This is a genomic window from Vallitalea longa, from assembly GCF_027923465.1.
GTDB classification, from domain to species: Bacteria; Bacillota; Clostridia; order Lachnospirales; family Vallitaleaceae; genus Vallitalea; species Vallitalea longa.
In genome coordinates this window covers 1-19,560 of record NZ_BRLB01000013.1, presented here as the reverse complement: position 1 = coordinate 19,560, position 19,560 = coordinate 1, and the positions used below count along the sequence as shown (strand labels likewise).

Here is a 19,560-nt window from a genome sequence, read left to right as displayed (position 1 = left end):
AAACAATGAAAATTATGAAACTTATCCAGGTTATTTGTAAAAGTGCTTAGATATTTTTTATATTGCACAAATAGCATATGCCATATCTAGATATATTTTATTAACACCACAGGTAAACCTCTAATTATCTTGTGAAAATATTTCATGGAGAAATATATCCCATTTCAAGTTCTTTATTTAACGCATTTTTCAAACTTGACTTGGTTATTTTCAGGCTATGTCCATCTGTAAGTCTAACAACCTTTGGAAACCCTTCTTCATTCTCCACTTGAGTTATTATACTTGAATATTCGCTTTTGCCTTTTCCTGAATGTGGAACAGGCCCAAACATTACAAGTCGATAGTTTGGAGCATACTTCAGATTCTTGAAGTTAAACTTTTTGGCTTCTGTATATCCTAAATGCATTTCAATCCGTTCTTTAGATATTCCCAAACTCTTAACACAACCTAAAATATCCTTATCCTTAACCATAGAGTCACCAAATATAAGAATTTTACCATCAGTATATGATTCATATCCTCTCTCATCACTTTTGTTTGGTATAAGGTCTTCCATTCCAATACCGGAAAGGTATCCCTCTAATAATCCGCTCTTGTATGCATCACGGATATCTACATGAAGTCTATTCGATGCTTCAGCAATAATGTCAAAGAGTTCATCTTGTGTTATTTGCATTAAAGCACCTCCTCCATTAATCGCATTTTTTTGTCACGAACCAAATCTATTTGCTTTTGCATGACAATCAACTGATCAGTAAGCAAAGTATATTCATCAGCAATTTTATCTTGTTCCTTCCTTGGAATGTCTGGTATTTGAATGCGCTTGAGATCCTGAATGCTTATGCTTCGCATCGCAGCCCCTTTAGCATATTTATTTAGTTGCAACATCCCGGCTTCACTTTGTAAGAAAACTTCAACATATGTTGGATTTACTTTAGATTCATCAATTTCAACAAAGTAAAGATTTCCATTAGCAAGTATTCTCTCTCCGTCCTTTACTTTAGCCGTTGCTATTTTAAAAGGTGATATTTTTGAGATAATTAAGTTCTTGTCTTGAATACAATATTTACTTAACCTATATCCTATATCCTTAAGATTAGGAAGTTCAGCGTCAATCAAACTGTCTTTTATATTTTGGAGCATTAGATAGTGATATTGTGTTGAGGTTTTACTGACCATATTATCTAAATCCTTAGATTTAACCATTGCACCTCTGTTTATTGATAAGCAAAGATCCCCTAATGAAATTCCATTTTCTATTTCCACTTCTACTTCCATATAACGATTCGGATTAAGGATGTACTCGTTTGCGGCAATTTCATCAACAGACACACTTTTACTGATATCTGTGTCTGTATGATATGCATTCAAAATGTTTTTGACATCACGATTCTCCAAGGTATTTTGGCGCCTACCTTTTGTTGCATATTTAGATGCATCAACCATTCTGATTTCATCATTGCCTTGACTCATTATCAAAATTGTTACAGGTATACCTGTACTTGATAATAACCTTTCTGGTAACTGTATAATTCCTTCAATCAAGCCTTGTTCTATCAGTTCTTTTCTAAGGCCTTCATCAGGCTTATTCCACATCCCACCATTCGCCATTATAGAAACTGTCTTTCCAGGTTGTACAGTATTTAAGAATGCAGCAATACTAAATATCCAGTCTCCTGATACTGTTCTTTTAGAGTTTTCAAAAAACTTATTTAATTCATCATTGCTATTAAGGCTATTTCTCAAGTTTGGTAACCTCATTCCAAGTGGCATATTAGAAAAGACTTTGTTTGCTTCTAATGGTAAATAATTTTCGCTTATTGCATTCCCGAGTTTCAATTCAAACCTATTATCCAGAACAGAACTTCGTAACTTTGATACAAGAAAGCTATTAGTATTAATTTCAACACCCTTAAGCTCTTTACAGTCTGTCTCCATATACACTTGAGTTAAAAATGTTCCAGTCCCAGAACCCATATCAAGCACAGTATCATTTTCATCGATTTCCAATAATTTGATGCATAATTGAGAAATACCATCTGGCGTTGAATCTTCCGCTCTTCCTTTATCACCAGGATTACCTGCAAAGCTTATTATAGCTCTTAATATGTTATTATCACTGCTCTTGCTAGTTTCAGTAATCAGTTCTTCATACTTGTTGGCAACCCTATCAAGAAACATCTTAACTGGTTCTTCAAATCTTACCTGTATTAATTCTGATAACTGACTATAATCATTAACTTCTTTAACCAGTATTGCTAATAAAGCTATAGCTATTTCATTAACTAAGTAATCGTCCGTTCTTCCTTCGCCTCTGAGTGTATCTAGTATCTTCAACTCAATACTGTTAAACTCAGTTTTCCTAAGTTCTAAATATGTTTTCTTATCCAATCCGTTTTCCTCCTACTTTATCAATTTCGTGGTTATCAATAACCACAAGTAATTATATGGTTATGATAAACCATAATTCCCAGTTTGTCAAATGGTTTTTCATAACCATGATTATTTCTGTGTTACTTTTATTCTAAGAAAACAAAATCCAATATATATAACAGTATAATTATTTCTATTTCAATATCCTTTATAGTGTTTATAATTCAAGGGGTGAAAACCTGTCACAGCCCCCATGACAGTATATAAGAAAAGCCCTTTTACATATTATTAACAGCTCTTTTACATATTATTAACAGCTCTTTAAACACATTAGCTTTAGTTTCATTATTTGATTCAAAATCTATTATATCCTTTGAATCATTTACCTTCTTCACATCCGGCTTTTCATTTTCAATCAATGAATCAAAATCAATCTTATCCATTTCATTTCGTATAACAACCTGTTCATTTATCCGATAAAGACTGCTCTTCTGACCCCCTCTCTCATGAAACCGACTTTTCCTTTCAAGAAAGCCCCTCCTTTAATCCTTCTATAATCGTTGACATGTAATGTATCAGCTCTAAAAGCTCAGAGTTTTCTTCACTTATTTTTTCTAGTCTTTTTAATTCTTCAAGATTTTCTTTAAATAGATTGCGTAAAGCCTTATACACACGAGGGTTGCCATTTACGATAACATGCTTTTGTAACGCTCTATTAATTAGATATTCTTGTTTTGTTAACCCTGATAATCTAGCAAAATGATTAAGTTGTTCTGCTTCTTCAGGTGACATTCTAAAGGATACTAATTTATTACGCCACCGATTTTTATGGTCTAACTTTTTCTTCATTCAATATCCCCTCTCTTTATGCTAAGTTTATCTGCAATTTCTACTTGTTTTGATGGGAATAAATGAGCATAACGGTAAGTAATATCAATATTTTCATGACCTACTCTATCTGCAATAGCCACAGCAGAAAATCCCATTTCAATAAGTAATGATACATATGAATGCCTTAAGTCATGTATTCTAATTCGTTTGATTCCTTGTTCTTTGCTCCCTCGTTTCATTTCATTATGTATTGAGTATACTTAAAATATGTGACTATGCTAAATTTGGAAAGAAGTGATAATTTGGCTATTGGAGATAAAATTAAAAAAATACGAATAAAACGAGAGATGACCCAAAAGGAATTAGGACTTGCCATAGGTTTTAACGAAAGAACCGCAGATATCCGTATGGCTTAGTATGAATCTGGAACAAGAGTGCCAAAACAAGCGGTAATTCTAAAAATAGCTGAGGCTTTAAAGGTCAACCCCGACTATCTTATGGCTCCGTCTTTAACAAAAACAGAGGAAATTATTCATACGCTTATTTATTTAGATGAATACAATCAACTAAAAATGCAAGCAAAGGAATACATAACTCCAGAAGGCGAAAATCTAAAAACTATAAAACTATCAATGACAGCACTAGATATGTATTTAGAAGAATGGTATGACAAGAAAAAAGCACTTGAAAATAATGAAATTACTCAAGATGAATATTATGAATGGAAAATAAATTGGCCAGATAGTTCAGAAAAGTATAGAGAAATACTCCCAGAACTATATTAGAACTTTAATTTTAGTATTTAATATCAATTTAATATCAAACCAAATATAAAAACCCCACAATACCTTTATTTATAAGGCATTGCGGGGTTGTGTTTATTATTCCCACTCAATAGTAGCCGGTGGCTTACTAGTAATATCATAAACAATCCTATTAACATTATCCACTTCGTTAACAATTCTCGTAGACATTTTCTCAAGTACATCATAAGGAATCCTAGCCCAATCAGCTGTCATTCCGTCAATACTTGTCACACCTCTTAATGCTATAGTATAATGATATGTTCTTTCATCACCCATTACACCAACACTTTTTGAATTAGTCAATACTGCAAAATACTGCCATATTTCTTTATCTAGACCAGCATTTCTGACTTCTTCTCTAAAGATATAATCAGCATCTTGTAAAATAGCAATTTTCTCTCTAGTTATATCTCCGATAATTCTTATAGCAAGTCCTGGACCTGGGAAAGGTTGACGGCTTACTAGGAACTCAGGGATACCAATAGCTCTTCCAACATCTCTTACCTCATCTTTAAATAAATCTCTAAGAGGTTCAATAATCTCTTTGAAATCAACATAATCAGGAAGTCCTCCAACATTATGGTGACTCTTTATGACTGCTGCGTTTTTGGTTCCACTCTCAATAACGTCTGGATAAATAGTACCTTGAACTAAGAAATCAACAGTTCCTATTTTTTTAGCTTCTGCTTCAAAAACTCTAATGAATTCTTCACCAATAATTTTACGTTTTCTTTCTGGATCACTAACACCTTCAAGAGCATCTAAAAATTGATCTTCAGCGTTGACACGAATAATATTCATGTCAAATTCTTTAGTGAATATCCTTTCAACATCATCGCCTTCATTTTTACGAAGAAGACCATGGTCAACAAATATACAAGTTAATTGTTTTCCTACTGCTTTATGGATAAGTACAGCCGCTACAGATGAATCAACTCCACCTGAAAGAGCACATAATACTTTTTTATCTCCGATTTTTTCTCTTAGTAATCTAATTTGCTCCTCAGCAAAATCAGTCATTACCCAATCACCTTTACAACCACATACATTGTGCAAGAAGTTTCTTAACATCTTAGTCCCTTCTGGTGTATGTACAACTTCTGGGTGAAATTGAACAGCATATAATTTCTTATCTATATCTGCCATAGCAGCTATTGGACATGTTTTTGTAGTTGCTATAACGTCGAAACCAGCTGGTGGGTTGCTTATATAATAAGTATGGCTCATCCAACAAGTTGAATCTTTTACTACATCTTGGAACATCACATTATCAGTATCAACTGTTAGATCTGTTTTTCCATATTCTCTATGTTCTGCCTTTTCTACTTTTCCACCAAGAACATATCCCATAAGCTGAGAACCATAACAAATACCAAGAATAGGAATACCCAGTTCAAAAAATTCCTTTTCTATCATAGGCGCATTCTCTTCATAAACTACGCTTGGTCCACCTGTAAAAATAATACCCATAGGTTTTTTTTCTTTTATTGTGCTAAGTGGAGTATCATAAGGCATAACCTCACAATATACGTTAGCTTCTCTAACACGTCTTGCAATCAATTGTTTGTATTGTCCACCGAAATCTAGAACAATGACTAATTCATGTTTCATAGATTATATCCTCCTAAAGATAGTTATCAACCTTATTTATAGTAATTCTATAGCTAATAGATGATTATATGCAATTATTGCAACCATATATTAACTATCATAATTTCTTCTAATTTCCAACCTTAATATGCAAGGCAAATTAATTAATAATAACTAAATAAAATTAATATTTTCATTTGGTTACCAAAGATTCATTGACTTATTTACCTACATTAAATTATAGCTGTGAAAATTAAGTAATCTATTCATTAATATTAAAATAATACCCTAGACATATGTAGCCTGTCAACTCATTTTACTTATTTATTCAACTTTTATATTATTATTCTACTATTTCATATAATTATTATCCATTTATTAGCATTACTCCTACAAATATCTAAAAAACATATCCGTAAGAATATTATATATCAATCCATTTCTTAATACATATCTTATTTATTGTACAACCCTATGCACTACATAAATCAATAATACTATAAGAGAATGTTGCTTTTGAAATTTTATTGTTATATAATAATTTTATTAGTTCGGCTTTGCTCATAACTAGTTTAAAATCAATTACAGGTAAAGTTGTACTCTAGAAAAATATAATAAAGGGTGTGTATCAATTGTCCGTAACAATAAAAGATGTAGCTTCTCGTGCAAACGTTTCTCCTTCAACAGTATCAAGGGTAATCTCAGACAATTCCAGAATAAGCGATGCAACTAAAAAACGTGTTAGAGCTGCAATGGCTGAATTAAATTACCAACCTAACTTAATAGCAAGAAGTCTAACTAACAAATCAACTAAAACCTTAGGACTTCTACTACCTGGTTCTCAGGAAGATTTATTATTGAATCCTTTCTTTGTTCAAGCAATGCGTGGAATCAGTTCATATGCAAAAGGAAAAGGATATTATATCCTGTTTACTCATGCAGATAATGATGAAGACGAAGTCGAAGTTCTAACCAATCTAGTTGGAAGTCAATGGGTTGACGGAATAATTCTAACAACAGTAAAAGATAATGATAAAAGTATTGCTTTTCTAAAAGAAAAAAAACATCCCTTTGTTGTCATTGGAAAACCTGATGATGAGGAACATACTTATTGGGTAGATAACGATAATGTAAAAGCAATGTTTCAAGTTGTTGACCTTCTAATTAAAAAAGGCAAGAAAAACATAGGTTTCATAGGAGGTGCACATGAATTCAAAGTAACCAAACACAGATTGTTAGGTTATTTGAAAGCTCTAAAAGTTAATAATATAAAAGCTGACCTTAATCTTATATATGAAAAAGATTATACTGAAAATGCTGCTTACGAAGCCACTAAAGAACTATTGGAATATTGTGTGCCTGACGCTATAGTAACTACAGATGATTTAATTGCTTTTGGTGCGCAAAGAGCACTAATAGAAAATAATATGGGTAATATATCTCTAGTTGGATTCAATAATACGGTATTATCCATGTATAAAATACCTAGTATTTCATCAGTTGATATCAATGCAGAAAAATTGGGTATGTTTGCAGCGAAATTATTGATAAATCATATCGAAAAACAAAAAGTTGATACAACTAACTATATTATAGATACTAAATTTATTGAAAGAGATTCAACAAAATAAAATATACTATATCATTACCTTCAAATAATTATTTATTTGAATTACATTAAATAATATAGTATATTTTTTATAAATTGAATTACCATAGTATCAATAATTATTTACTATGTTTAGTTATTATCAATTTCCACCTTATTTGTTTTAGTTAGTATATATTTATTGTTAAATATATTAATCATTACATCTGCTCCTGAAATAAGTTCAATAACTATAGTATCATCAACTTTTATACTAAGTAGACTATCCCTAAACATTATTCTAAAAGAATATCCAGTCCATGATTTTGGTAAAAATGGTGAAAAACATAATTCATCATCTTTTACTCTTAATCCACCGAAACCATATACTACAGACATCCATGTACCTGCCATACTTGTAATATGAAGTCCATCATCACTATCACTATTATAATTATCGATATCAAGTCTAGCAGTTCTTAGATATAACTCATATGCTTTTTTCTCATATCCTAACTGACTAGCAATAATTGAATATATACAAGGTGATAAAGATGATTCATGTACAGTTCTTGGTTCATAGAAATCAAAATTTCTTTTTATGGTATCTAAATCATACCTTTCATTGAATAGATATATTCCCTGTAATACATCAGCTTGTTTGATAAAACATGAACGTAGTATCCTATCCCATGACCAATTTTTATTTATAGGCAAATTACCTTCTGGTAGATCTTTGACAAGAATCTGTTCTTTATCCATATATCCGTCTTGCTGACAAAAAACTTTTTTATCTTCAATATATGGATAATACATTTTTGAAATGATATCTTTCCATTTGTCTACTTCATGATCTTTTAATTCCAGCTTGGTCAATAATTTATCATAGATTGTAGGATGATCTTCTTTTATATAGTCCAGAGATTTTATTGTATACTCCATTGTCCAACTAGCTATTGTATTAGTATACCAGTTATTATTCACATTATTTTCGTATTCGTTAGGTCCTGTTACACCTAATATCATGTATTTATCTTTCTCTTTATTAAAGTTTACCCTATCAGCCCAGAACCTACTTATTTCAACAAGTACTTCTACTCCATAATCAGCTAGATACTTTTTATCTCCTGTATAATTCTCATAATTATAGATAGCGTAAGCTATCGCTCCATTTCTATGAATCTCTTCAAATGTTATTTCCCACTCATTATGGCATTCCTCACCATTCATAGTTACCATTGGATAGAGCGCACCTTTGAATCCTAATTTTCTAGCATTCTCTTTTGCTTTTTCAAGATGATTATATCTATATATCAATAAGTTTCTAGCTATTTTACTAGGTGCAGTACTTAAATAGAAAGGTAGACAATATGCTTCAGTATCCCAATATGTACTACCTCCATACTTTTCTCCTGTAAATCCCTTAGGTCCAATATTTAATCTTGGATCATCACCAGTATATGTTTGATTTAGTTGGAATATATTGAATCTAATACCTTGCTGAGCTTTTACATCTCCTTTAATGGTAATATCATTCTCTTCCCACTTTTCATCCCATTTTGATATATGGGCTTCTAGTAATGCTTCATATCCCTTATCGTAAGCTTTTGTCACTTCTTTAATCGATACATCTTCTAATTGTTCGTTGCTATAATCTCTATTAGTAACTGCTGATATATATTTATTAAGAGTAATTTCATCTCCTGCCTTTACAGGTATTTTGATTACATTAGCCACATAACCTTCTTGGCATACTGACTTAGTCTGTTGAGCTTCGATTTTTTTTGTTTTATTATAGATTTCATATTTCATAGTGCAAGCAACACGAAAACCTAATTTTTTGGTTTCCATATTTAGATAACATACTTGATCATCGGCTTTTTTATCTACTTCTTCCCAGAAATATTCATCATAATTAGAATCTTCATTAACCACTTTTCCATTAAGATATGGCTGTAAAATAATTTCTCCTTCGTAATTTAATGGTATAACAGTATATTTGATTGTCGCTATCTGCGAATCTGCCATACTAAGAAATCTTTTGCTGACTATTTTAGTTTTATTATTATTCTTATCAATAGCAACAAAACTTCTTTCCATATAACCCTGTTTCATATTTAATATACGTCTGAAATCAACCACATCACATTTTGCAATGTCCAGTTCTAATCCTTTGATAGTTACATCAATCCCGATATAATTAATTCCATTGAGTACTTTTGCAAACCACTCGGGATAACCGTTTTTCCACCATCCAACTTTAGTTTTGTCAGGATAATAAATACCCGCATAATATGAACCTGAAAGACTGTCTCCAGAGTATTTTTCCTCAAAATTACCACGAATACCCATATGACCATTGCCTAAGCTCATAACACTTTCACTTACCCTATTATATGAAGGTTCAAAACCTTCCTCAATAATAAGAAATTCATCACTTTTAAAATATTCTTTCACTTAATACTCCACCTTCCTAAATTAGTAAATCTTTATAGTGCAAACGGTTGCGTTGATGTTTAAAATTATAGTATAGTTTTTAAAATAAATCAAGTGTAAAATATTATTATTTTACACTTGATTTTTTAGGAAGTAATACTCTGAAAGTAGTTCCTTCTCCAATTATACTGTCAACTTCTATTTTTCCGTTATAAAGACTTACGATATGTTTTACAATAGATAGTCCCAGACCCGTTCCACCCATATTTCTTGAGCGACCTTTATCAACCCTGTAAAACCGTTCAATTAATCTTGGTATATGCTCTTCTTCAATGCCTATGCCTGTATCTGAAACTTCAATTATTATACTTGCATCTGATTCTTTACATATTATGTCTATATGTCCCTTTTCCGTATATTTGATAGCATTATCAGTTAAATTTATTATTAATTGCTTAATCCTGTTCCTATTACAGTTATAAGTTATATCATCATTCACTTGAATATTTACATTAATCTTTCTATCCTTTATCTTTGGATTTAATATCTCAATGACTTCATTAATAATTGATGCCATATTATTTACATTGTTGTTCTTTTCATCTTCCATATTTTCTATGGCTGACAGCGATAATATATCTTGAATCAATAGTGTAAGTCTTTCTGTTTCTATATCAATAATATCTAAAAATCTTGAGGCTACTTTTTCATCCTTGATTGCTCCATTCTTTAGTGTATCAACAAATCCTCTTATTGATGTAAGAGGAGTATTCAATTCATGAGTAACATTCGAAACAAAATCACTTCTCATGGTTTCTAGTTTCTTGATATCAGTTATATCACGAATGACTAATAGAGTTCCCATATTTTTGATACTTGACCGTATAGGTGCAAATATAGGGTTAGCATACACTCTTATAATCTTATCATTAATGACTGTTTCATCAACAATATACTCATTTTGCTCTATAGATTTTTCAAGAACATTAAAGATCGTAGTATTTCGTATAATCTCATAAATAGATTTACCGACAATATCTGTATCTATATCTAATATTTTACCTAACTTACTATTGTATAAAAAAACATTATATTGTTCATCTACAGCTATGATACCATTTATCATGCTACTTAATACACATTCGAATTCATGATTCCTTTTCTCCAGCTTCCACATATTAAGACTAAGTTTCACTGTCATATCATTAAATGCTTCGGCCAACTTTCCAGTTTCATCTTTATTCCTGATATATATTTTTTCATTGTAGTTTCCCTCTGATATTTTTATCGCGGCCTTTGTTAACTGCTCAAGAGGTTGCATAAATTTTCTTGTAACAATATATGCAATTATTACAGCTACAACTGCTCCAATCAAAATACCATATATAACATATATGATCATATCTACAGCTATATCTCTAATTTCAATCAATGGTAACGATAATCTCAATACCCCTTTAAAATTTTTTATATCGATAGGTATTGCAGTATATAAATAATAAGCTCCTATTGTCTCACTATATCTAATGTTAGATGCAATTTCACCTTTAATAGCACTAGAAACTTCTTTACGGTAAATATGATTATCCATTATGCGAAAATCTTCATCTGAATCTGCAACAACTGTACCATCAACATCAATTATTGTCAGCCTTACATCGGATTTACTTGAGTATTCATCAACAAAAGAACTAAAATCCAATCTATCTTTTTCCGCTTCATTAGCTAGTATATCTGTCAACAATTCGCCTTTGGTTTCTGTATATTTCAAAGTAGTATCTTTAAAATATTTATTACCCATATGCCAGCAAAATAAAACAGCAATAATAATAGTTAATGAAATAATTAAAATATAAGTTGCCATTAGTTTTTTTTGCATCCATTACACCTCTACAATGTTTATTTATATTTATAACCTACTCCCCTAACAGTTTTAATATGTTGTGGATTCTTATCATCTATCTCAATTTTTTTCCTTAGGCTCCTGATATGAACGTCAACTGTCCTTGTTTCACCATAATAATCATATCCCCATATTTTATCTAATAAATATTGTCTATCAAAAACACGGCCTCTATTTTTGGCTAGAATATATAATAATTCGAATTCTTTTAGTGGTAATTCTAGCTGTTTATCTCTAATTGTTACCTCGTGTGTATTCTTATTTATCATTAGTTCATCAATATTAAGTAAATCTTCTTTTACCTCATCCAAATTATTATTATTATCTTTTGTTCTTCTGAATACAGCTTTCATTCTTGCTAATAATTCATGTATACCGAAAGGTTTTCCTATATAATCGTCTGCTCCCATTTCCAAACCAAGAACAGTATCAAATTCTTCGTTTTTGGCAGTTAACATGATTACAGGTATATTTTTATGAGCTTCTGTACTTCTTATTTGTCTTAATACCTCTAAACCATCTATACCTGGTAGCATCAAGTCAAGTAATATTATATCTATGTTAGTACTTATTAGTTTTTTTAGTGCTTCTTCACCAGTTTCAGCCTGAATGACATTATAACCGTTGCTTTCTAGATTATAACTAAGTAACTCTAAAATATGTGTTTCGTCATCTACTATAAGAACATTCGTAGTCACTGTTACACCTCCTATAATATATAAAGTAAGTATTTTTATATATTATAACATAAAAAGTACTACCATTTATATATGTTCTCCTGTCACAGTAAATATTATCCACTCAGCAATATTAGTGGCATGATCACCCATTCTTTCAAGATATTTTACAATGAAAAGAAAATCTGTACATTGTTTGACAACACTACTTTTTTCTACCATCAATGACATTAATTCATTAACTATCTCATCAAAATAGTCATCTATAGTATCATCTCTTTGACAAACACTTCTAGCTAAATCAATATCTTTTTTTACACAACTGTCTATAGTATCTTTTATCATACTCTTGACTGCTTCAGCCATCTGAGGAATATGAATCAAAGGCTTTATATATTGTTCATTAGCAAGTCTGATAGTATATTCTGATATATCTGTACAGTGATCCCCTATCCTTTCTAGATCAGTAATGATTTTTAATACAGAAGCTATATCTCGAAGATCAGTTGCTATAGGTTGCTGAGTAACAATTAGCAATAGACACTCTTTTTCTATTCTTAATTCCATATTGTCTATTTCATCATCTTTATCTATTACTTTTTTTGCAAGAGATACATCTTGTTTAATTAATGCTTGAATGGCATCATCTAATGATTGCTCGATAAGTGTACCCATTTTTATTAAATCCTTATGGAGTTCATTAATCTTTTTCTCAAAATTATATCTTATTGGCATAATTTGTCAATCCCTTCTATAATTTATCAACCGAATCTTCCTGTTATATAGGCTTCTGTTTTCTTATTATCAGGATTACTGAATACTTTTTCTGTAGTATCATATTCTATTAATTCTCCTAACAAGAAAAAAGCAGTCTTGTCAGATATTCTTGCAGCTTGTTGCATGTTATGTGTAACCATTATGATTGAATAGTCTTTTTTCAATTCAGTTGCTAAATCTTCTATTTTCATAGTTGAAATAGGGTCAAGAGCTGAAGTTGGTTCATCCATCAACAATACTTCAGGCTCGATAGCTAAAGCACGTGCAATACATATCCTTTGTTGTTGCCCTCCTGATAAACTGATTGCATTCCTTTTTAATCTATCTTTTACCTCATCCCAGATAGCAGCTCTACGAAGACTCTTTTCTACTATTTCATTCAATTTAGTTTTTTTCGTGATGCCATGAGCTCTAGGACCATATGCAATATTATCATAAATACTCATTGGAAAAGGATTAGGTTTTTGAAACACCATACCGACTCTTGTTCTTAACTTTATGACATCTATATCACCATAAATGTCATCACCTTCCAACTTAATGGAACCATTAACTTTGACTCCTTCAATCAAATCGTTCATTCTATTAAGAGTTCTTAAGAATGTTGATTTTCCACATCCGGATGGACCTATAAGTGCAGTTATTTTATTTGCATTTATCTTCATATTAATATCTTTTAATGCTTTAAAATCTCCATAAAACAAATCTAAATTTTCTACAGTAAATTTTATATTGTTTTTCATACTTTCACCCCTATTATGCTCTATTTCTATTAAGTTTCTTTGATATTACCTTTGATAATCCGTTCAATACTAGTATAAGGATAACTACAACTGATCCGATTGCACATGCCATGCCAATATCTCCTTGCTCTTCAGCAACAGCATAAGCTTTAACTGTTAATGTTGCACCAGAAGAAAAGAGATTTTGCGGTACTCTAGCCACTGTTCCAGCAGTAAGTAACAAAGCCGCTGATTCACCTACAATTCTTCCAATAGAGAGTATAATCGCAACAACAATACCAGATATCGCATTAGGTAGAACGACTTTTCTGATAGTCTGTAATTTAGTAGCTCCCAACCCAAGAGAGCCTTCTCTATATGAATTAGGAATAGCTATCAATGATTCTTCTGTTTGTCTAATTATTACTGGTAACAGAATGATACTTAGAGTCAAAGAACCAGCCAATATTGAATAATTTAATTTTAGATACACAACAAAAAATATCATTCCAAAAAGTCCAAATATAATTGATGGAATCCCAGCTAAACTCTCTGTAGCAAATCTTATTATTCTTACTAATCTACCAGGCTTAGCATATTCAGTTAAATAGATAGCTGCAAAAATACCAATAGGACAAGCTACTGCTAATGATAACAAAATAGTTAGCAAAGTAGTTATGAGCATAGGGAATATACCCTCACCTTTATTAGTAACCTTAACTAATATAGTATCAGATTCAATATTATTTATAGTATCATTTATTTTAACGATGGGAAGATTATCTGTTGACTGGCTGTCAATTTTTTTGATTATATCTCCTTTACGTAATTTAATCGTGTTACCTTTCTTATCAATTGCTTCTTTTACTCTAGAAGATTTATCAATGGACTTTATAACAGGATAATTAATACCTTCATATTCTTTCAACTCAAAAGTAATTCCTAATTTATTATCAGTATTATTATTTGATACAGGTATATTAACATAGGCTGTTTTGGAATCATAATTGGAAGTCAGAAAATCAATATCAATATACTTAAGTCCGTTTACGAAAACAAATCCTATAATCCACAATAAAATCCCAACAGTAAAAGCCGTAGCTAAACCAATGAATCCGTACATTATTTTATCTTTCATACTTCTATTCATCATTTTTCTCCTGCCTTCGCTGTAATTTTATTTAAAATAAGATTAAGTATAATAATAAATATAAATAGTACTACACCTGTAGAGAAAAGAATTTCTTGATGCAAGCCAAATGCATATCCCATCTCCATAGCAATATTAGTAGTTAATGGTCTTATAGGGTCCCAGATACTGGTTGGTATACCTGCAATAGGATTACCTGCAACTAACATAACTGCCATGGTTTCTCCAATGGCTCTACCTATTCCAAGGACAACACCTGCAAGAATCCCTGATTTTGCAGCAGGCAGTATAACTTTAAATATAGTTTGAATTTTAGACGCTCCCAAACCATATGAACCTTCAATATAAGCCTTAGGTACAGCTTCAATAGCACTTTCAGAAATAGTTATCACTGTAGGTAATATCATAATTGTAAGAACCAATATAACCGCTAATAAGGATTGGCCTTGTGACTGAGGAGATATCTGCATTATCTTAGGTACAATAACCCCAAGACCAAAAACTCCATAGATTACTGAGGGTATACCTGCCAACAGTTCCACTGCCGGTTTTATTATTTTTTTAATTCTTATTGGTGCTACTTTTGATATAAAAACAGCTGTTAATATACCTATAGGTACCCCTATCATAATTGCACCTGCTGTCGCCATTAGTGAGCCACATATCATATATAAAATACCATACAAGGCACTACTAATATTATCATTGGGACGCCATTCTGTTCCAGTCAAAAAATCAATCAAGCTATAAGTTCCTTCAGCATTATTAGAAAAAAATGGCTGTAACCCTTTGTAGAATACAAAAAAAGCTATAGCTGCTACACTAATAACTGCTATACATGCATTTAATAAAAACATTTTTCTAGCTACTGACTCTAAAACTACACGTCTCTTATCTATTTTCATATCTATTGATTTATCAATTAATTTATTTTTATTATCATCAACCATATTCAAATTTATATCCATGTATTTTTCTCCTAACTAAACCATATATAAATTCAGAAATATTCTAATATTACTATTCGCCGTTTCATATCCATTTTGTAATGAACATCTAAAGATTAGAGTGTGCTTTGCAAAATGAATGATAGAAGAGCACCTATACATTTATCCTGCAAAGCATTTTTAAATAACTATTAGCATAATATATATTTAGAAAAATTTAATTAACTTTAATTCCGCCTTTTTCTTCAACTATCATCTGTCCTTCATCACTTAATACGAATTCTAGGAAAGCTTTACTTTCTTTTGTCATGTTCTCTTCTTTATAAATCACTAAGAATGGTCTTGAAATACTGTAGTCTCCGTTAACAACATTTTCTGCTGTTGGTTCTACTCCATCTATTTTGAATGGTTTTACTGTATCATTGATATATGTGAAAGATACATATCCAATAGCTTTTTCGTTTTTAGCTACTGTTGTTTGTACGTTTCCATTACCTTTGGCTATTATGGCATCTTTTGTTAATGAATCTTCGAATTCGACTATTTCTTCAAATGCACCTCTTGTACCAGAACCATCTTCTCGAGATACAACTACGATTTCTTCATCTTCTCCACCAACATCTTTCCAGTTAGTGATTTCACCTTTATATATGGCCTGAACTTGTTCTTTAGTCAATTCATTTGCTGAATTGCTTGGATGAGTTATCACTGCTACTCCATCATGAGCGATGACTGTTTCAGTTAAGCCCCAGTTTTTTTCTTCTGTTTTAAGATTTCTTGAAGCAGTACCAAATATCGTTACACCATCTTTTGCATTTTTAACGCCATTAGATGAACCAATGCTTTCATATGTTACTGTAACATCAGGATTCAGCGCCATGAATTCTTCTGCTGTAGCAATTCCTATTTTTTCTACTGAAGTTGAACCTGAAACTGAAACCAAACCGCTTAAATCATCTTCTTGTGCATTATCAGAATTATCTGTATCACTTTTATCATTATCATCATTATTTTTGTCATCATTCGAGTCTACGCTATTATTTACTTCCTTGTTATCATTTGTAGTTTCATTACCATCATCATTTTTGCAACCAGCAATAGCTACAATAGATAAAACGATAAGTGCTACCATTAATACATTCTTTAATTTTTTCATTATTTGTCCTCCCAATTATTATTAGAATAATAATCTACTTTTTATTTTTTGTTATTTAACACAATAATAATTTAACACTTATCTGTTAAAGCAATATAATGCTTATGTAAAATCTGTGTAAAGTTACATGCCATGAGTAACCATCAAATTTACAGCTATCATACAAGATAATTTTTATACTATAATAAGTAAGATAGAACACTTTATTAGTACTTGGAGTGCAAATTTAGAGCAAAAAAATAAAAGCCTTGAATAATCATAATAAATTATTCAAGGCTTTTATAATATATTTCTATTTTATTTATATACTAATCTATTTAACTAACACTATAATTTGGAGCTTCTTTTGTTATTTGAATATCATGAGGATGACTTTCTTTTAGAGAAGCGCTTGTTATTTTAGTAAATCTTCCATCTTCTCTTAGAGCATCAATAGTTGGAGTACCACAATATCCCATTCCGGCTCTTAATCCACCAATCATTTGATAGATTGTATCTTCTACAGGTCCTTTGTAAGCAACCCTTCCTTCAACACCTTCTGGTACTAATTTCTTAGCATCTTCTTGGAAATATCTATCTTTACTTCCTTTTTCCATTGCTCCAAGTGAACCCATACCTCTATATACTTTATACTTTCTTCCTTGGTATAATTCTGTTTCTCCAGGACTTTCTTCACAACCAGCGAATAAACTACCCATCATACATACATTACCACCAGCTGCAATAGCTTTTACTACATCACCAGAGTATTTGATACCACCATCAGCAATAATAGGTATTCCTGATTCTTTTGCAGCTTCTGCACAATCATATATAGCTGTTATTTGAGGTACCCCTACCCCTGATACTACACGTGTTGTACATATAGAACCAGGACCAATACCAACTTTTACAGCATCTACACCAACAGCTATAAGTGCTTTAGTTGCTTCACCAGTAGCAACATTTCCTGCTATCAATTGTAAATCTGGATATTTTTCTTTCATTCCTTTTACTGTATTGATTACTCCTTCTGAATGTCCGTGTGCGGTATCAACTACTATAACATCTACACTAGCTTTTACTAATGCATCAATTCTTTCCATATAATCTTTTGTTACACCAACTGCTGCACCTACCAATAATCTACCTTGGCTATCTTTAGCAGACTGTGGATATTTAATAGCTTTTTCAATATCTTTTATAGTAATTAGGCCTGAAAGATTTCCCTTATTATCTACTAAAGGAAGTTTTTCGATTCTATGACGTCCCATTATTTCTTTTGCTTCATTAAGAGTTGTACCAACTGAAGCAGTTATTAAGTTCTTGCTAGTCATGACTTCCTTAATTTTTTTATTGAAATCAGTTTCAAATCTTAGATCTCTATTAGTTAATATTCCTACTAGTTTTTTACCCTCTGTTATAGGTACTCCTGATATTCTGTATTTTGCCATTAACGCATTTGCCTCATACACATAATGTTCTGGAGATAAAAAGAAAGGATCTGTTATTACACCGTTTTCAGATCTTTTTACTTTATCTACTTCCTCTGCTTGCTGACTTATAGACATATTTTTGTGAATTATTCCTATTCCACCTTGTCTAGCCATAGCTATGGCCATCCTTGATTCAGTAACAGTATCCATACCTGCACTCATAAATGGAATATTTAATTTTATTTTTTTTGTTAAATTAGTAGAAACATCTACTTGATTAGGAAGTACCTTAGAATGTGCTGGTATCAATAGTACATCATCAAAAGTTATTCCTTCGCTCACAATCTTATGCATTATAATCCTCTCTTTCTTTTTATTCGAATTTTTAATAGTATTAGTAAAAATTATTCTTTTATATTTGTAATAGTATAAATATAATTATTTATTATTAAAGATTAGGAATGCTAATATCCCTAACCTCCATAAATATTATAGGAAATTATTATATATATAACAACTAAATAAATCCTATATTTATTAATATATATTTTGAGAGTTTAACAAAAAACCTCCGATTTGTCAACATTAATTATTAATTTTATTAAATTTTTTAGTATTGCATTACTTTTCTTGGAATATATTTCTTTATAGCTTTCATCATCTTTTCATTAGGTTCAATAATCAATTTTAGCTTTTTCCCATCTTTTACTATCATTGCTGCGTAAGTATTATTCTTTTTCATACCGCTACTGCAATCTACAACTTTCTCATAATTAGATAATTCGCTGGCGTGATCTTTACTATCTACTGGTGCCATTATCTCAATATTTCTAACATCTATAGTTAAAAATTTCTTTCTCTTATTCTTATTAAATATTTTATCAATATCTAAATCTCCACTTGTAAAAACATATTCAAATTCAATATTTAGTCTTCTCATTAAGAAAACAGCACCAATTATTATAACAACTGCTATAGGAACAAGAAAACTTACTAAAAAAGGCACCATTGAAGATACCATAATTAATAATATACCACCAATAATAATCGCTACTCTAATTATATTATCTTTTAGAGAATTACTTTTTGCAACTAGTTGTTCATTAAATATATCACCCATACTTATCCTCCTATGTTTATTTTGCTATTACCACTAGTTAAACAATAATTAATGAAACAAAATATAATT

17 protein-coding genes and 1 pseudogene are annotated in these 19,560 nt (G+C 30.9%); 2 read left to right on the top strand and 16 right to left on the bottom strand.

Annotated elements, in window-relative coordinates; translation table 11 throughout:
- Positions 1-142: 142 nt before the first annotated feature.
- The 5 genes and pseudogenes from QMG30_RS17395 to QMG30_RS17375 all read right to left on the bottom strand — a co-directional run.
- Complete coding sequence (locus QMG30_RS17395) at positions 143-676, bottom strand: hypothetical protein (RefSeq protein WP_281817554.1); 534 nt, start codon at positions 674-676, stop codon at positions 143-145.
- Entirely contained in the window at positions 676-2,391 is a 1,716-nt protein-coding gene (locus tag QMG30_RS17390; RefSeq protein ID WP_281817552.1) for an N-6 DNA methylase, read from the bottom strand. Before QMG30_RS17390 ends, QMG30_RS17395 begins: the two co-directional genes overlap by 1 nt.
- 260 nt (positions 2,392-2,651) lie before the next feature.
- Positions 2,652-2,816, bottom strand: a complete 165-nt coding sequence (locus QMG30_RS17385; RefSeq protein WP_281817551.1) for a hypothetical protein — start codon at positions 2,814-2,816, stop codon at positions 2,652-2,654.
- Between the two features lie 82 nt (positions 2,817-2,898).
- Positions 2,899-3,222 (bottom strand): plasmid mobilization protein, encoded by a 324-nt coding sequence (locus QMG30_RS17380; protein ID WP_281817549.1) that lies wholly within the window; start codon positions 3,220-3,222, stop codon positions 2,899-2,901.
- Positions 3,219-3,455: pseudogene (locus QMG30_RS17375) on the bottom strand (tyrosine-type recombinase/integrase); the annotation flags it as partial. The gene QMG30_RS17380 and the pseudogene QMG30_RS17375, both read right to left, overlap by 4 nt.
- Positions 3,456-3,638: 183 nt before the next feature.
- Here QMG30_RS17375 and QMG30_RS17370 point away from each other — a divergent pair.
- Positions 3,639-3,989 (top strand): hypothetical protein, encoded by a 351-nt coding sequence (locus QMG30_RS17370; protein WP_281817548.1) that lies wholly within the window; start codon positions 3,639-3,641, stop codon positions 3,987-3,989.
- A 96-nt stretch (positions 3,990-4,085) separates the two neighbouring features.
- On the opposite strand, the gene guaA is transcribed toward QMG30_RS17370, so the two are convergent.
- Complete coding sequence (gene guaA / locus QMG30_RS17365) at positions 4,086-5,621, bottom strand: glutamine-hydrolyzing GMP synthase (protein WP_281817547.1); 1,536 nt, start codon at positions 5,619-5,621, stop codon at positions 4,086-4,088.
- Positions 5,622-6,232: 611 nt separating this feature from the next.
- Between guaA and QMG30_RS17360 the strand changes: the two genes are divergently transcribed.
- Positions 6,233-7,231 carry a LacI family DNA-binding transcriptional regulator gene (locus QMG30_RS17360; protein ID WP_330680774.1) on the top strand — a complete coding sequence of 333 codons (999 nt, stop codon included), beginning with the start codon at positions 6,233-6,235 and terminating at the stop codon, positions 7,229-7,231.
- Between the two features lie 110 nt (positions 7,232-7,341).
- Here the strand turns inward: QMG30_RS17360 and QMG30_RS17355 are convergent, their stop codons facing one another.
- From QMG30_RS17355 to QMG30_RS17310, 10 genes are all read right to left on the bottom strand, one after another.
- The gene (locus QMG30_RS17355) at positions 7,342-9,645 is read right to left on the bottom strand and encodes a family 65 glycosyl hydrolase domain-containing protein (protein WP_281817544.1); all 2,304 of its coding nucleotides are present in this window, start codon (positions 9,643-9,645) and stop codon (positions 7,342-7,344) included.
- Positions 9,646-9,751: 106 nt separating this feature from the next.
- Positions 9,752-11,503 (bottom strand): ATP-binding protein, encoded by a 1,752-nt coding sequence (locus tag QMG30_RS17350; protein WP_281817543.1) that lies wholly within the window; start codon positions 11,501-11,503, stop codon positions 9,752-9,754.
- 20 nt (positions 11,504-11,523) lie between these two features.
- The gene (locus QMG30_RS17345; protein ID WP_281817542.1) at positions 11,524-12,225 is read right to left on the bottom strand and encodes a response regulator; all 702 of its coding nucleotides are present in this window, start codon (positions 12,223-12,225) and stop codon (positions 11,524-11,526) included.
- 66 nt (positions 12,226-12,291) lie between these two features.
- Positions 12,292-12,939, bottom strand: a complete 648-nt coding sequence (gene phoU, locus QMG30_RS17340) for a phosphate signaling complex protein PhoU (protein WP_281817541.1) — start codon at positions 12,937-12,939, stop codon at positions 12,292-12,294.
- 26 nt (positions 12,940-12,965) lie between these two features.
- On the bottom strand, positions 12,966-13,724 hold the full coding sequence (gene pstB / locus QMG30_RS17335) for a phosphate ABC transporter ATP-binding protein PstB (protein WP_281817540.1): 759 nt from the start codon (positions 13,722-13,724) through the stop codon (positions 12,966-12,968).
- A gap of 13 nt (positions 13,725-13,737) precedes the next feature.
- Complete coding sequence (gene pstA / locus QMG30_RS25070) at positions 13,738-14,853, bottom strand: phosphate ABC transporter permease PstA (RefSeq protein ID WP_281817539.1); 1,116 nt, start codon at positions 14,851-14,853, stop codon at positions 13,738-13,740.
- Complete coding sequence (gene pstC / locus QMG30_RS17325) at positions 14,853-15,821, bottom strand: phosphate ABC transporter permease subunit PstC (RefSeq protein WP_330680773.1); 969 nt, start codon at positions 15,819-15,821, stop codon at positions 14,853-14,855. The genes pstA and pstC overlap by 1 nt, the downstream gene beginning before the upstream one ends.
- A gap of 196 nt (positions 15,822-16,017) precedes the next feature.
- Entirely contained in the window at positions 16,018-16,956 is a 939-nt protein-coding gene (locus tag QMG30_RS17320; RefSeq protein ID WP_281817537.1) for a phosphate ABC transporter substrate-binding protein, read from the bottom strand.
- 317 nt (positions 16,957-17,273) lie between these two features.
- Positions 17,274-18,725, bottom strand: a complete 1,452-nt coding sequence (gene guaB, locus QMG30_RS17315; RefSeq protein WP_281817536.1) for an IMP dehydrogenase — start codon at positions 18,723-18,725, stop codon at positions 17,274-17,276.
- A 256-nt stretch (positions 18,726-18,981) separates the two neighbouring features.
- A complete protein-coding gene (locus QMG30_RS17310; protein WP_281817533.1) occupies positions 18,982-19,491 on the bottom strand; it encodes a DUF6106 family protein in 510 nt (169 codons plus the stop codon).
- Positions 19,492-19,560 lie beyond the last annotated feature (69 nt).

Excerpts from the sequence above, each read along its gene's own strand:
- QMG30_RS17350 (WP_281817543.1), bottom strand. The coding sequence starts at position 11,503 with ATGCAAAAAAAACTAATGGCAACTTATATTTTAATTATTTCATTAACT.
- pstC (WP_330680773.1), bottom strand. The coding sequence starts at position 15,821 with ATGGATATAAATTTGAATATGGTTGATGATAATAAAAATAAATTAATT.
- QMG30_RS17380 (WP_281817549.1), bottom strand. The coding sequence starts at position 3,222 with ATGAAGAAAAAGTTAGACCATAAAAATCGGTGGCGTAATAAATTAGTA.
- QMG30_RS17320 (WP_281817537.1), bottom strand. The coding sequence starts at position 16,956 with ATGAAAAAATTAAAGAATGTATTAATGGTAGCACTTATCGTTTTATCT.
- guaB (WP_281817536.1), bottom strand. The coding sequence starts at position 18,725 with ATGCATAAGATTGTGAGCGAAGGAATAACTTTTGATGATGTACTATTG.
- guaA (WP_281817547.1), bottom strand. The coding sequence starts at position 5,621 with ATGAAACATGAATTAGTCATTGTTCTAGATTTCGGTGGACAATACAAA.
- QMG30_RS17310 (WP_281817533.1), bottom strand. The coding sequence starts at position 19,491 with ATGGGTGATATATTTAATGAACAACTAGTTGCAAAAAGTAATTCTCTA.
- QMG30_RS17385 (WP_281817551.1), bottom strand. The coding sequence starts at position 2,816 with ATGGATAAGATTGATTTTGATTCATTGATTGAAAATGAAAAGCCGGAT.
- pstA (WP_281817539.1), bottom strand. The coding sequence starts at position 14,853 with ATGAATAGAAGTATGAAAGATAAAATAATGTACGGATTCATTGGTTTA.
- phoU (WP_281817541.1), bottom strand. The coding sequence starts at position 12,939 with ATGCCAATAAGATATAATTTTGAGAAAAAGATTAATGAACTCCATAAG.
- QMG30_RS17395 (WP_281817554.1), bottom strand. The coding sequence starts at position 676 with ATGCAAATAACACAAGATGAACTCTTTGACATTATTGCTGAAGCATCG.
- pstB (WP_281817540.1), bottom strand. The coding sequence starts at position 13,724 with ATGAAAAACAATATAAAATTTACTGTAGAAAATTTAGATTTGTTTTAT.